This is a genomic window from Apilactobacillus xinyiensis, assembly GCF_019656235.1.
GTDB lineage: Bacteria > Bacillota > Bacilli > Lactobacillales > Lactobacillaceae > Apilactobacillus > Apilactobacillus xinyiensis.
The window spans coordinates 89,756-103,657 of the sequence record NZ_BPLL01000001.1 but is presented as its reverse complement, the minus strand read 5'-3'; the positions used below and the strand labels follow the sequence as shown (position 1 = coordinate 103,657).

General features: G+C 29.6%; 14 protein-coding genes. 11 read left to right on the top strand and 3 right to left on the bottom strand.

Annotated elements, in window-relative coordinates; translation table 11 throughout:
• Positions 1 to 106: 106 nt before the first annotated feature.
• Entirely contained in the window at positions 107 to 427 is a 321-nt protein-coding gene (locus tag K5Q11_RS00550) for a hypothetical protein (protein ID WP_220750847.1), read from the bottom strand.
• A gap of 2 nt (positions 428 to 429) precedes the next feature.
• Entirely contained in the window at positions 430 to 861 is a 432-nt protein-coding gene (locus K5Q11_RS00545) for an HIT family protein (protein ID WP_220750846.1), read from the bottom strand.
• 144 nt (positions 862 to 1,005) lie between these two features.
• Here K5Q11_RS00545 and K5Q11_RS00540 point away from each other — a divergent pair, with 144 nt between their 5' ends.
• From K5Q11_RS00540 to trmB, 3 genes are all read left to right on the top strand, one after another.
• Positions 1,006 to 1,743 carry an ABC transporter ATP-binding protein gene (locus tag K5Q11_RS00540; protein WP_220750845.1) on the top strand — a complete coding sequence of 246 codons (738 nt, stop codon included), beginning with the start codon at positions 1,006 to 1,008 and terminating at the stop codon, positions 1,741 to 1,743.
• Positions 1,740 to 2,951, top strand: coding sequence for an ABC transporter permease (locus K5Q11_RS00535; protein ID WP_220750844.1), 1,212 nt, complete (start codon positions 1,740 to 1,742; stop codon positions 2,949 to 2,951). Before K5Q11_RS00540 ends, K5Q11_RS00535 begins: the two co-directional genes overlap by 4 nt.
• Positions 2,952 to 3,098: 147 nt before the next feature.
• Positions 3,099 to 3,752, top strand: a complete 654-nt coding sequence (gene trmB, locus K5Q11_RS00530; RefSeq protein ID WP_220750843.1) for a tRNA (guanosine(46)-N7)-methyltransferase TrmB — start codon at positions 3,099 to 3,101, stop codon at positions 3,750 to 3,752.
• Positions 3,753 to 3,754: 2 nt separating this feature from the next.
• Here the strand turns inward: trmB and K5Q11_RS00525 are convergent, their stop codons facing one another.
• Entirely contained in the window at positions 3,755 to 4,018 is a 264-nt protein-coding gene (locus tag K5Q11_RS00525) for a hypothetical protein (RefSeq protein ID WP_220750842.1), read from the bottom strand.
• Between the two features lie 125 nt (positions 4,019 to 4,143).
• Between K5Q11_RS00525 and K5Q11_RS00520 the strand changes: the two genes are divergently transcribed.
• The 8 genes from K5Q11_RS00520 to coaE all read left to right on the top strand — a co-directional run bounded on the left by K5Q11_RS00520 (position 4,144) and on the right by coaE (position 13,882).
• Positions 4,144 to 4,467, top strand: a complete 324-nt coding sequence (locus K5Q11_RS00520) for a thioredoxin family protein (protein ID WP_220750841.1) — start codon at positions 4,144 to 4,146, stop codon at positions 4,465 to 4,467.
• 21 nt (positions 4,468 to 4,488) lie between these two features.
• Positions 4,489 to 5,127, top strand: coding sequence for a YtpR family tRNA-binding protein (gene ytpR, locus K5Q11_RS00515; RefSeq protein WP_220750840.1), 639 nt, complete (start codon positions 4,489 to 4,491; stop codon positions 5,125 to 5,127).
• 69 nt (positions 5,128 to 5,196) lie between these two features.
• Positions 5,197 to 7,569, top strand: a complete 2,373-nt coding sequence (locus K5Q11_RS00510; RefSeq protein ID WP_220750839.1) for a DNA translocase FtsK — start codon at positions 5,197 to 5,199, stop codon at positions 7,567 to 7,569.
• Positions 7,570 to 7,592: 23 nt separating this feature from the next.
• Complete coding sequence (murC, locus tag K5Q11_RS00505; protein ID WP_220728073.1) at positions 7,593 to 8,924, top strand: UDP-N-acetylmuramate--L-alanine ligase; 1,332 nt, start codon at positions 7,593 to 7,595, stop codon at positions 8,922 to 8,924.
• 72 nt (positions 8,925 to 8,996) lie between these two features.
• Positions 8,997 to 9,695 carry a Bax inhibitor-1/YccA family protein gene (locus tag K5Q11_RS00500; protein ID WP_220750838.1) on the top strand — a complete coding sequence of 233 codons (699 nt, stop codon included), beginning with the start codon at positions 8,997 to 8,999 and terminating at the stop codon, positions 9,693 to 9,695.
• A gap of 91 nt (positions 9,696 to 9,786) precedes the next feature.
• Positions 9,787 to 12,435: a DNA polymerase I gene (polA, locus tag K5Q11_RS00495; RefSeq protein WP_220750837.1), complete on the top strand. Its 2,649-nt coding sequence runs from the start codon at positions 9,787 to 9,789 to the stop codon at positions 12,433 to 12,435.
• A 20-nt stretch (positions 12,436 to 12,455) separates the two neighbouring features.
• On the top strand, positions 12,456 to 13,289 hold the full coding sequence (gene mutM, locus K5Q11_RS00490; protein WP_220750836.1) for a DNA-formamidopyrimidine glycosylase: 834 nt from the start codon (positions 12,456 to 12,458) through the stop codon (positions 13,287 to 13,289).
• Entirely contained in the window at positions 13,289 to 13,882 is a 594-nt protein-coding gene (gene coaE, locus K5Q11_RS00485; protein WP_220750835.1) for a dephospho-CoA kinase, read from the top strand. Before mutM ends, coaE begins: the two co-directional genes overlap by 1 nt.
• Positions 13,883 to 13,902: the final 20 nt, after the last annotated feature.

The following is a 13,902-nucleotide window of genomic DNA, read 5'->3' as shown; positions in this document are numbered from 1 at the left end:
CACATCCATTCTTAAAATAATTACATTTTGTCGTTGGTTAAGCACCAACGTATTACTTCTAATATAACATAACATTATATTTTCTTATAGTAATTTAAAAAAATCTTTAATGAGAGAATTTATGGTTTAATTCATTTACTTTTTCATTTATTTTTTGGATATGAGGTTTAATTTTAAATTCAAATCTTTCAATGTCCTTATTAACTAAATTTAAAGTATTTTTAGATTTTAAAATCTCTTTGTTTAAATTTTTGACACTATCATTCAATTGCTGTTTTTTATCATTCCAATTTGAAATATCTGTAATAGTTTCATCCAGCGTATTTTTACTTCGATAGATGAATTCTTTAGGACTTTCTTTTTTTAAAAATAAATATGCACCTAAGGCTGCCAGAGAAATTCCAGAAAATTTAAAAAAACTATTCAAACTTATGCCCCCATATGTTTAGAAATTTCATTCTTAATCTTAACCAAAGTTTCTTCGTCATAGTTTTTACCGTTGTCTTGAAAACTCATTTCAAAACCATCTTTTTCACTATATCTAGGTATTAAATGGAAATGAGAGTGAAAGACTGATTGATAGGCCACTTCGCCATTATTATTAACAATATTCATCCCTTTAATATCTGGACTAGAAGCTTTGATTGCTCTAGCAATCTTAGGAATTCTAGAAAATACTTGCTCAGCCAATTTATCATCATATTCATAAATGTTTTGTACATGCTTTTTAGGTATAACGAGAGTATGACCAGGTGTGGCTTGTGAAATATCTAAAAATGCTTTAACCACATCATCTTCGTACACAGTATAACTGGGAATGTCTCCGTTTATAATTTTACAAAAAATACAATTATTATCCATAATATTCCTTCTTTCAAGCAGTGATTAATTTTGTAATTTTGATTATACACTAATGTTAAAAGCTATTTAAGTTTGGCCTATGTTTGATTTCAATTTATGATCTATCGCTATGCTATAATGATATTTATAAAAGGAGTGAGTTTAATGTCTTTAAAAGTATCCAATCTAGTTGGTGGATATTCACAAGTTCCAGTTCTAAAAAAAGTTTCATTTGATATCAAAGATGGAGAATTGGTTGGACTAATAGGTCTGAATGGAGCTGGTAAGTCAACGACTATTAATCATATTATTGGCTTATTGCATCCCTTTTCAGGCGATATTAATATTAATGGAGTATCATCTAAGGATGATATCGAAAAATACAAACAACAAATAGCATATATTCCGGAAGCTCCAATTTTATATGAGGAATTAACTTTAAAAGAACATATTGAAATGACAATGATGGCATACAATTTAGATGCTCATGAAACATGGAATAAAGCTAACGATTTACTGAAACGATTTAGATTAGATAATAAATTAGATTGGTTTCCTTCTAATTTTTCTAAAGGTATGAAGCAAAAGGTTATGATTGTTTGTGCCTTTATTACAAATGCTAAGTTATTTATTATTGATGAACCGTTTTTAGGTCTGGATCCGCTAGCTGTTAATGATTTATTAGATTTAATTAACAAGCAGAAACAAAACGGAAGTAGTATTTTAATGTCTACACATGTATTGGATACTGCTGAAAAGTTTTGTGATCGCTTTGTTTTAATTCATAATGGGCAAATTAGAACTGAAGGCGATTTTAAAACTTTAAGAGCAAAATATGGTAATGATGATAGTTCATTGAACGATATTTACTTATCCTTAGCTAAGGAAGAATCCAATTCATGAAGAAATTATTTTCAAAACGATTGTCTGCCCATGTTACAGAAATTGCAAGCTATTTGAGATATGTTTTAAATGATTTTTTTGTAATTGCTTTAATGTTTTTCATTGGTGGCTTAGCTTTTGAATATTCAAGAGCTTTGCGTCACCTTAATTATGAAATGTGGTGGTTAAAGCCATTAGTATTGATACTGATGTTGTTATCTGTCCAAATAAGTCATTTTGCCACATTAGTAAAAAAACCAGATTATGTTTTTTTGTTACCTAAAGAAAGCGATTTTTATAACTACTTAAAAGCTGCATATAGATATAGTTTAATGATGGCGGTTCCAGTACAAATTGCCTTTGGGATTATTTTAATTCCTTTAATTAATATATCCAGAAATAGTTATGATATATTGGGTATAATAATATATATATTAATGCTGGTGCTTATAAAGTTAAGCATGATGAGTCATGATTTTCTAAACAGTTATCATGTAACCAAAAACTATCTATCTAGTAAACTAATTAATCGAATGCTAATTTCTTTGTTAACTTTAAGTCTATTAGTATTTATAAATTCTTACTTTGCATTGGCTATAATCTTAATTTATAACATCTTATTAGCTTACTTAACCATTATTAACAAGCATAATTCATTAAATTGGTCCAAAATAATTGATGTTGAAAATAGTCGAATGTTGAATGTTTATAAGTTCTTTAACATGTTTACTGACGTTCCACAACTTACAATTTCAGTTAAGCATAGAAGATACTTATCACCAATGATGAACATTTTTAAAAATTCATCTGGTAATACTTTTCCATATTTATATATAAGAGGACTATTGAGGAATAATGAATTTAGTGGATTATATATAAGACTAGTTATAATAGGGGCAGTATTGTTAGCATTTATAGATAATAATATATTAAATATAGGCTTAGGATTATTATTTCTATATTTAATTATTTTTCAACTTATCCCATTTTATAGTCATTTTGATAGTAATGCTTTTATCCATATATATCCTATTGATCAAAATAAGAAACTAATTGGATTTCAAAAAGTTATTAAACTAATGTCAACGATGGTTGTTGTAGTATTTTTTGTTGCTAGTTTGTTTGGAACTAAATCATTATTTTACAGTTTATCATCACTGATTCTAAACATTTTGCTATCAGTATTTATGATATATATATATATGCCTAGAAGAATTAAAAAATCTTAATCATAAAGCCTTTTAAGGCTTGACGTTACCGCATTTATCAAAGTAGAATAGCAATAGTTATTTATTTTGATATTCAAGTAATTTTGATAGTCAAAACGATTGCGTTTTGGCTATTTTTATTGGATTTTTATATAAGGAGGCAACAATTTGCGAGTAAGAAATAAACCTTGGGCTGATGACTTTATTAAAGATCACCCTGAATATATAGTTGAAGATCCAGAAAAGTGGATAGGCAAATGGTCACAAAAGTTTTCTAAAGATCAACCCATTCATATTGAAATTGGTATGGGTAAGGGTAAATTTATAATTGAAATGGCTAAAAAATTTCCTAACATAAACTTTATAGGTGTGGAAATTCAAAAATCAGTTATTGCATTAGCGTTGAAAAAACTTGTTAGTAAAAAGTTAGATAATGTTATTTTAGTTCATACTGATGGCGCAGGGGTAAATACTTTCTTTAATCATCATGAAATTTCAACTATTTATCTGAACTTTTCTGATCCATGGCCTAAAAAGCGACATGCTAAACGTAGACTAACATCACCTAAATTCTTGGATAGTTATGCAGAAGTACTTAAAAAAGATGCTCCATTAGTTTTTAAGACTGATAATAGAGGACTTTTTGAATATTCTTTAGTTACCTTTAATAATTATGGGATGCACTTTGATTATGTATCTTTAGACTTACACAATAGTCCAGAAAATGAGGATAACGTTGAGACTGAATACGAAAATAAATTTAGTAAAAAAGGTCCTATTTATAAAGCAATTGTGAGATTTAATAATAAAAAAGAAGACTAAATTTAGTCTTCTTTAATTGAAATTAAATTACCACTGGCGTTACCTTTGAAAGTGTATGATTTTGACGTATTTATAAAAATTTGTCCATTAAAAATTTTAGTGGATTTATCGAAGTAGATCCATGAACCATAGATATTCGATAATGATAATTGCTTTTTTACTTGTTCGATTAATAAAGTTTCCATTTTCGAACGTTTATTAAATAGATATTTTTGTTTAATGATACAACTACTTGTTACTAAAATTGTTATTCCCATAGTAGTCAATGTTAATTTTTTTAAGTTGATAAACATCACCTCTGAATATAATTTAAGTTTATTATATAATTACGTATGACTTTTAGCCAACTATCAATGGTTGGTATATACTAATATAGAATTGAGTGATAAATATGGAAAAACTAAACAAGATGAATTTAGATGAATTAAACAATAAAATTAGTAATGGTCAATATGTACTATTCTTTTCAGCAGATTGGTGCCCAGATTGCTCATTTATTAAACCGGTATTACCGGAAATAGAAAAAGAATATTCAGAATATAACTTTTTAGCAGTTGATAGAGATGAAAATATTGACTTAACTGCTGAATTAGATGTTTTTGGTATTCCTAGTTTTATTGCTTTTAAAGATGGTAAAGAAATAGGTCGTTTAGTTAATAAAGACCGTAAAACTAAAGAACAGGTCGAAGAATTCTTAAATAATTTAAATAAATAAAATATTAGGAGATGATTTCCAATGCTAATTGCTAGTTATAATCCAAGCCAAATGGGTGACATACTAGTTGTTATTTTAGGTGAAGATGTTGAAAATCAAGCCGAAATAGAAAAAAATGATGTTGTAAAAATATTTGATAGTGAAACTAACAAAACACTTGGTTTCAATTTCTTAAACGTTAGTAAATTTTTACCACATATAGCCGAACTTAATGGTCAAATTAAGTTAAGTCAACAAGATATAGATACGCTAAATAAAGTTTTGACTGATAATGATTTGAAAGCTGAAATTTCAGCAGATGATGATCCTAAATTTGTAGTAGGTTATGTTAAATCAGTTAAACCACATCCAAAATCTGATCATTTGAAAATAACTGAAACAGTAGTTAATAATGACGAAGTTTTACAAATTGTTAGTAGCTCACCTAACATGCAAGAAGATATAAAAGTAGTAGTTGCTAAAGTTGGAGCTATGATGCCTAGTGGTTTAATTATATGGCCTGGTGAATTAAAAGGCGAAGCAAGTAATGGGATGATTTGTTCTGGTCGAGAACTTAAAATTCCTAATGCACCTCAAAAACCAGGTGCATTGATATTACCTGATTCTTATAAAGTAGGCGATGCTTTTGATGCCAGTAAAGCTAGTGACCTATTTGAATAGTCTTTAATTTTAGAAAAGCAAAATGCTTTTCTGTACATAAAATTTTAATAAGTTGAGGATGATTTTTACATGAATCATTATGACGGACCAGCTTTTTTTAGAAAATATCCTATTAACCATAATAAAAACTTTTCTAAAAAAGCTAGAGTGAAAAGTATTGCTGAACAAGTAAATAAAAATAATAATGAAAATACAAATAGCAAACCGTTAAATCGAAGTCAACCAACAAGCAAGTTAGTTGACAATGAGGTTTCAGTAGATAAAAATAATCCAATTTCTAAACGTGTAGCAGCTTTTCAACCAACAAAAATATATGAACAAAAAGAAAAGCAAGTTAGTTATTATCAAAGACCAATTTCAGATGAATATATAAAATTAAAAAATCAGTTAACAAAATCTCAGGACACTTTTATTTTAATTAATGATAATGTTTCGCTTGATTCAGAACATATGATTAAAAAAGCTCCTGAAATTACAATTGAAAATGTTCAAGATGTTGATGGCCTAGACGATACTAAAGATGATTTTATAGAATCCTCAGATAAAGCTAAAGTATTATCAAATAATTCAAAAGAAATAATAGATAATCAGTTTGATGGTACAAGAAATGATTTAGACGAAAAAAATAGTGACTTGGATGCTTCTAAAACAACTACGTCAGATGAAAATCAAGTTTTCAATACTATTAACAAAAAAATTGATGAACATGAAACTACAAGTGATAAAGTAGTTGTAGATACTCCTTCAGAAGTTAATAATGATGATCAAAATCTTACTGATGGTACTGAGAGTGTTGAACAAATTAATGAAGTATCAAATGAGATTTTGAATGATACTAATAAAAAAGATTTAAAAAATGATAATATTTCCAATGAAATTAAGCATGTAGACAATGATAACGATTCTAAAACTAATCGACATGGTGGACTTGGTCATTCATTAAATTCAATTTTAGGTGAAGAAAATAATGCACAAAAAGATTTAACATTATTTAAAGATAAACCAGTACAGGAATCTAACTCACAAAATTATCAATTTCCATCTTTAAATATTTTAAATGAACCTAAAACTGCCGATGATGAAGGGTTAGACGATTGGATTGAAAATCAGGCTGAAATTTTAGATGAAACGTTACAAGCATTTCATGTCAAAGCAAATGTTGTAGATTGGGATAATGGGCCTACAGTTACTCAATTTCAAGTTAAACTTAAGTTAGGAGTTAAGGTTAATAAAATTACTAATCTAACTGATGACTTGAAATTGGCTTTGGCTGCTAAAGATATTAGAATCGAAGCTCCAATTCCAGGTAAAACAACTGTGGGAATTGAAATTCCTAATCCTAAGCCGAGACCAGTAATGCTGTCTGAAGTATTATCATCTGATACGTTCCGTAATAATAAAAATCCATTGACGGTAGCTTTAGGAGTTGATTTAACTGGTAATCCTCAAGTAACTGATTTAAGAAAAATGCCACATGGGTTAATAGCTGGTGCTACTGGATCTGGAAAAAGTGTATTCTTAAACAGTTTATTAGTTTCGTTATTATATAAAGCTACTCCAGCTGAATTAAAAATGATTTTAATTGATCCTAAGGCAGTAGAAATGGCTCCATACAATGACATTCCACACTTGATATCACCAGTTATTTCTGATGCTAAGCAAGCATCTGCTGCTCTAAATTGGGCTGTAAAAGAAATGGATCAAAGATACGAAAAGCTAGCAGCATCTGGAGCTAGAAATATCGAACAATTCAATAAAATGGCTGAAGAACATAAGCAATATGGATTAAAAATGCCTTATATTTTAATTGTTATTGATGAGTTGGCAGACTTGATGATGGTAGCATCGGCCGAAGTTCAAGATTATATTGTAAGAATTACTCAAAAAGCTCGTGCTGCTGGAATTCATTTAATTGTTGCGACTCAACGTCCAAGTGTTGATGTTATTACAGGAACTATTAAAAATAATATTCCTACTAGAGTTGCTTTTATGGTTTCAAGTCAAGTTGATTCACGTACAATCATTGATACTGCTGGTGCTGAAAGGTTATTAGGTAAAGGTGACATGCTTTACTTAGGTAATGGTTCTAGTCAATCTATGCGTCTTCAAGGAACCTTTATTACTAGTAAAGAAATTGAAAAAATTACTGAAGAGGTTAAGTCCCAAGGTGAACCTAACTATGCGTTTCAGCCTAAGTCTTTATTAAAAAAGGTTAGCCAAGTAGAACAACAAGATGAATTAATGCCAGAAGTTTTGAAATATATTTCACATGAAGATACTATTTCAACTTCAAAACTACAACGTGTGTTCTCAATCGGATATAATAGAGCTGCAACCTTAATTGATGATTTAGAAACACATAATTATGTTTCAGGTCAACATGGTTCTAAGCCTCGCGATGTATATCTTAGTGAGGAAGATTATAAAAAATTAAATGTTTAGTTTACCGAAAGGAAATGTAAATAATGAATAAAAATGACGTTTACCATTTTGTTGGTATAAAAGGTACAGGAATGGCTGCAATGGCTTTGATTCTTAATGATCGTGGATGTAAGGTTCAAGGATCAGACATAGAAAAATATACTTTTACTCAACGTGGATTAGAACAAGCTAACATTGATATTTATCCATTTGATGAAAAAAATATTCATGATGGATTAATTGTAATTGCTGGAAATGCTTTTAAAGATGATCATCCAGAAATTAAAAAAGCCCATGATATGGGACTTAAAGTTTATCGTTATCATGAATTTTTAGGTAAAATGATTGAAGGACATACTAGTATTGGAGTTTGTGGTGCGCATGGGAAAACTAGTACTACAGGACTATTAGCTCATGTATTATCTGGAATTGCTCCAACTGATTACTTGATTGGTGATGGAAGTGGTAAGGGAGTTCCTGATGCAAGATTCTTTGCTTATGAAGCCGATGAATATCGTCGTCATTTTCTTGCAACCAAACCTGATTATGCAATTATGACTAATATTGATTTTGATCATCCTGACTATTATACAGGGATTGATGATGTTAGAGATGCCTTTCAAACTTTTGCTAATCAAACTAAAAAAGGTATTTTTGCATGGGGAGATGATGAAAACTTACGCAAAATAAAAGCTAATGTTCCTATATACTATTATGGTGTAAATGAAGACGATGATTTTAGAGCTGTTAATGTTAAAAAAAGTACAACTGGATCTGAATTTAACGTGCTTTATAGAGGCAAAGATTTAGGTAAATTTAGTATCCACATGTATGGTGAACATAATATATTAAATTCCTTAGCTGTTATAGCAGTAGCATATTTTGAACACGATAACTTAGATGAAATTAGACACGAACTAGAAACTTTCAGAGGAGTTAAACGTCGTTTTGCTCAAAGAAAAGTTGCTGATATGACTATTATTGACGACTATGCTCATCATCCATCTGAAATCGATGCTACTCTAGATGCAGCTAGACAAGAATATCCTAACAAAGAAATCATTGCTGTTTTTCAACCACATACATTTAGTAGAACAATTGCTTATTTAGATGATTTTGCTAAGAGTTTAAATAAAGCTGATAAAGTTTATATTACTAAAATATACGGTTCTCCACGTGAAAAATCCGGTAAAGTATCTAGTGCTGATTTAGAAGCCAAAATTGTTAAAGATGGTGGATTAATTGAAGCTGAAAACATGTCACCACTGCTAGATTATCATGATGCAGTTGTTATTTTTATGGGTGCTGGTGATATTCAAAAATATGAAAAAATTTATGAAGATTTATTGAGTCATTTAAGCAATAAGTTGAATTAATTGCTTGCCTTTTATTATTGTTTTGATAAAATGTTTCTTAATAAGATTAGTGTAAATCAAGGAGGAACATGCATGAACAATTATGATTCATCAACCGATAGAAAAATATTTAATAATGCTTTTGGTTTAAATAAATTTCTTACCAAAATGTACGGTTGGATGGCACTTTCTGTTTTAGTTTCAGGATTAGTTGCTTATATAACAGGTAGTGTTTATCACGTTACTTTGAGTGGTATCCAAACGATATTAGCTTTCATAGTTTGGTTTGTCCTTTCAATGACAATTCAATCAACTTCTTTGAAAAATCCATTAGTTGGGTTTGTTCAATTAATGATATTTGCATCGCTAACGGGAGTTATATTTTCAGGAATAGTTTTAACCTACACGGGGGCTACAATTTTTTCAGCCTTCGTTACAGCTGCAGCTGACTTCATTATCATGGCTTTTATTGGTGTGGTTACCAAAAAAAATCTAGATAAGTTAGGAACACAAGCCTATTCAGCTTTAATTGCTGTGGTTATAGTTAGTATCATTAATATTTTTCTAAAAGTTAGTTTATTTGAAATTGTATTATCAATAGTGCTTGTTGGAATTTTTACAGTTTTAACAGCATATGATGCGCAAAAAATGAAAAATTTATATAATCAATATAATGGACAAGTTTCTGATAGTGGTCTAGCTATCAATGGAGCTTTAATATTATACTTGGACTTTGTTAACTTATTCTTACAACTTTTACAGTTGTTTGGATTAGGAGACAATAGAGACTAATCTAAAAATGGTGTTTAATGACACCATTTTTTTATTACATAGATAAAAATGTTAAAATTATTATAATTAATAAGCTTTGAGGGAGATATTTATGGCAAATAAAAAATTACTTTTAATTGATGGTAATAGTATTTTATATAAGGCTTTTTATGCTCTTTACCGTTCAATTGACCGTTTTACTAATAGTGATGGCTTACATACTAATGCAATTTATGGTTTTAACAACATGCTTCAAACGATGTTGGATAAAGTACAACCTGATATGGCTTTAGCAGCTTTTGACTTTGGTAAGATTACATTTAGGACCGAACTTTATTCTGATTATAAGGGTGGAAGAAACAAAACACCTGATGAATTAATAGAACAGTTTGATGGAGTTAAGGAACTACTTTCAGCTAGGGGAATTAAAAGTTACGAACTAAAAAACTATGAAGCTGATGATATTATTGGTACTTTATCAAAGCAGGCAGAAAATAAGGGTTATGAAACTACTATTGTAACGGGAGATCGAGATTTAACACAACTATGTTCCGACTTAGTTACAGTTAGCATTTCTAAAACGGGTACTTCTAATATAGTTCATTACGATGCCAAATATGTAAAAAAGAACATGAATATAACTCCTTCACAAATAATTGATGTAAAAGCTTTGCAGGGAGATAATTCTGATAATTATCCAGGAGTAGAAAAAGTAGGACCCAAGACAGCTTTAAAATTAATTAATCAATATGGAAACATAGAAAATTTATATGATAATATCGATGATATTAGTGGTAAAAAGCTGAAAGAACATTTAATCGATGGAAAACATAATGCCATATTAGGGAAAAAACTAGCTACGATTAAACGTGATGCTCCGCTAGAAATTAGTGTTAACGACATACCTTATTTGGGTGATCAAATTGATAATTTAATTGCCTTTTATAAGAAAATGAATTTTAGAAAATTTTTAAGTAGTATGAGTTCAAAGGATGAAAGAAAGTTGTTGCCGGTTGATTATGTAACTTTAAACGCCGATAATTTAATAGATTTAGAAAAAATAAACTTTAATGAATGCTCATTTTATTTAGAAATGGATGGAGATAACTATCATAATGCACCAATTGTTGGATTTGTAATTGGAAGAGGTAATCAATGGTTTGCTAGTCGTGATACTACACTCTTGAAAAGCGATCTAATTAGCAACATTTTAGAGAGTGACGAAATTCTTAAAAACGTTTTTGATGCTAAAAGAACATATGTGGGCCTTAATCGTTTAGGAATTAAATTAAATCACGTTAATTTCGATATGTTAATAGCTTCTTATCTTTTAGATACTAATGATAATAGTAATGATTTGGGTAAAATAGCTAATTTGCATGATTATTACGATATTAATTCTGATGAAGATGTTTATGGTAAAGGGGCCAAACGCTCAATCCCTGAAGATGATAATGTATTTTTATCACATTTGGTTAGAAAAGCTAAAGCAGTTGATGAGCTTAAAAATCCACTTTTTGAAAAATTGCAACAACACAACCAAAAAACGTTATATCAAAAGATTGAACTTCCAGTTACTTTTGTTTTAGCAGATATGGAAATTAACGGGATTACAGTAAATAGTGAATATTTATCAAATATGGGTAGTAAACTAAAAGAGCGTATTTCTGAAATTGAACAATCTATATACAACATGGCTAACGAAAAATTTAATATTGGTTCACCTAAACAGCTTGGAGTAGTTTTGTTTGAAAAGATGGGATTACCAGTGATTAAAAAAACTAAGACTGGATATTCCACAGCAGTAGATGTGTTAGAACAACTTGCTTCTGAATACCCAATTGTTCAGGAAATTTTAAATTATCGTCAATTATCAAAAATATTATCTACGTACGTAGATGGTATTTTAAAAGTCGTTAATTCTGGTGATAACAAAGTTCACACTAGATATTTACAAACTTTAACGCAAACTGGTAGATTATCATCAGTAGACCCTAATTTGCAAAACATTCCAGTTCGTACGAATGAAGGACGATTAATAAGAAAAGCATTTGTACCACATAAAGAGGGTTGGAAAATTTTTTCATCTGATTATTCACAAATTGAATTGAGAGTTTTAGCATCTATAACGGGTGATAAGAACATGCGAGAAGAATTTATGAATAATGATGATATCCATGCTTCTACTGCACGCAGAATTTTTGGACTGAGCTCAAATGATGAGGTAACGCCTAATATTAGAAGACAAGCCAAAGCGGTTAATTTTGGGATTGTTTATGGAATATCAGATTTTGGGTTAGCTAAAAATACAGGTATATCTAGGGCCCAGGCTAAATCTTTCATTGATAAGTATTTTGCTGAATATCCAGGTGTTAAAAAATATATGGATGATGCCGTTGAAGATGCTAAGAAGAACGGTTATGTTGAAACGATTGCACATCGAAGAAGATATATACCAGAAATTAATTCTAAAAACTTTCATCAACGTTCATTTGCTGAACGTACTGCAATTAATAGTCCTATTCAAGGTAGCGCAGCCGATATTATTAAAATTGCAATGATAAATATGGCTAAAGCTACTAAAAACATGCAAGCACAAATGCTTTTACAAGTTCATGATGAACTTATATTTGAAGCTCCAGTTGAGGAAATATCTAAATTGGAAAAATTAGTACCTTCTATTATGGATTCGGCAGTGGAACTAAATGTTCCATTGAAGGTTAAAAGTCATTATGGAAACAATTGGTATGATCTTAAGTAAAAAGAATCGAGGTTTTTTAAATGCCAGAATTACCAGAAGTTGAAACAGTAAGAAGAGGTTTAACTAGTTTAGTAGAAAATAGCGAGGTAAGTAGTGTAGATATTATTTATCCTAAGATGATAAATGTATCACCAGAAAAATTTAAAAAATGCTTATCTAAGCGCAAAATAATAAAAATTGATCGTAGAGGAAAATATTTATTATTTAGGTTTAATGGTGATATTACATTAGTTTCACATCTTAGAATGGAAGGTAAGTATGATGTAGAATCAGATGGTACTACTCCTGGTAAGCATACACATGTTATATTTCATTTATCAGATGGCAGAGAATTAAGATATAATGATAGTCGAAAGTTTGGTCGTATGTATCTTATTCATAATGGTGAGGAACATACATTATCCGGTCTAGGGACTTTAGGACCTGAGCCTACCGAAAATGATCTTACATTTGAATATTTAAAAACTATAATGAATAAGTCCAGAGGTAAAATTAAACCATTTTTGTTAAATCAAAGTCATTTAGCAGGCTTGGGTAATATTTATGTTGATGAAGTGTTGTGGATGAGTAAAATACATCCTGAAACCATGACTTCTTTAGTTACTGATGATGAAATAAAAGCATTAAGAATGAACATAATCAAAGAGATTAGTGATGCTATTAAGGGCCATGGAACTACGGTACACTCTTATTCTAATGCTTATGGAGAAGCGGGACAATTTCAAGATAGTCTTAAAGTTTATGGTAGAAAAGGACAACCTTGTTTTAGATGTGGTACTAAAATTGAGAAAATTACTGTTGCTCAACGTGGAACTCATTTTTGTCCTAAATGTCAATTAAGGGTAACTAAATAATGTCTAAAATGATTATAGGAATTACTGGTGGGATTGCTACTGGGAAATCTACTATTTCTAAGTATTTGTTAGAATTAGGCTACGAAATTATTGATGCCGATAAAATTACTCACATGGTGCAATCAAAAAATAGTGACGGTTTAAAAAGTATCATGGATTATTTTGGAAAAGATTATTTATTACCTAATGGTGAATTAAATCGTAAAAAATTGGCTAAGACAGTTTTTAATAATTCTGCATACTTAAAAACTTTAACCAGAATTATAGATCCGTTTATTAGAACAGAAGTTCAAAAACGTATTAATGATTTTAGCAATAACGATGCACAGTTAATATTTTTAGATGCACCGACATTATTTGAAAATGGTTATCAGATTTATTGCGACAAAATAATCACAGTTGCTTGTTCTCCAGAAAATCAATTATCTAGATTAACTGAACGTAACCAAATATCCATAAGTAATGCAGTTGAAATTATGAAAAAGCAGTGGCCTTTAGATTATAAAGAAACTTTATCTGATTTTGTTATCAATAGTGATGGTTCGGTTTTACAAACTAGGTCTAAGTTAATGCTTATATTAAATAAATTATAAAATGTGTTGAGGTGAAACGA

Bases quoted from the DNA above. Each gene is read 5' to 3' on its own strand.
- K5Q11_RS00545 (WP_220750846.1), bottom strand. From the start codon at position 861: ATGGATAATAATTGTATTTTTTGTAAAATTATAAACGGAGACATTCCC.
- K5Q11_RS00540 (WP_220750845.1), top strand. From the start codon at position 1,006: ATGTCTTTAAAAGTATCCAATCTAGTTGGTGGATATTCACAAGTTCCA.
- K5Q11_RS00535 (WP_220750844.1), top strand. From the start codon at position 1,740: ATGAAGAAATTATTTTCAAAACGATTGTCTGCCCATGTTACAGAAATT.
- K5Q11_RS00520 (WP_220750841.1), top strand. From the start codon at position 4,144: ATGGAAAAACTAAACAAGATGAATTTAGATGAATTAAACAATAAAATT.
- ytpR (WP_220750840.1), top strand. From the start codon at position 4,489: ATGCTAATTGCTAGTTATAATCCAAGCCAAATGGGTGACATACTAGTT.
- K5Q11_RS00510 (WP_220750839.1), top strand. From the start codon at position 5,197: ATGAATCATTATGACGGACCAGCTTTTTTTAGAAAATATCCTATTAAC.
- murC (WP_220728073.1), top strand. From the start codon at position 7,593: ATGAATAAAAATGACGTTTACCATTTTGTTGGTATAAAAGGTACAGGA.
- K5Q11_RS00500 (WP_220750838.1), top strand. From the start codon at position 8,997: ATGAACAATTATGATTCATCAACCGATAGAAAAATATTTAATAATGCT.
- polA (WP_220750837.1), top strand. From the start codon at position 9,787: ATGGCAAATAAAAAATTACTTTTAATTGATGGTAATAGTATTTTATAT.
- mutM (WP_220750836.1), top strand. From the start codon at position 12,456: ATGCCAGAATTACCAGAAGTTGAAACAGTAAGAAGAGGTTTAACTAGT.
- coaE (WP_220750835.1), top strand. From the start codon at position 13,289: ATGTCTAAAATGATTATAGGAATTACTGGTGGGATTGCTACTGGGAAA.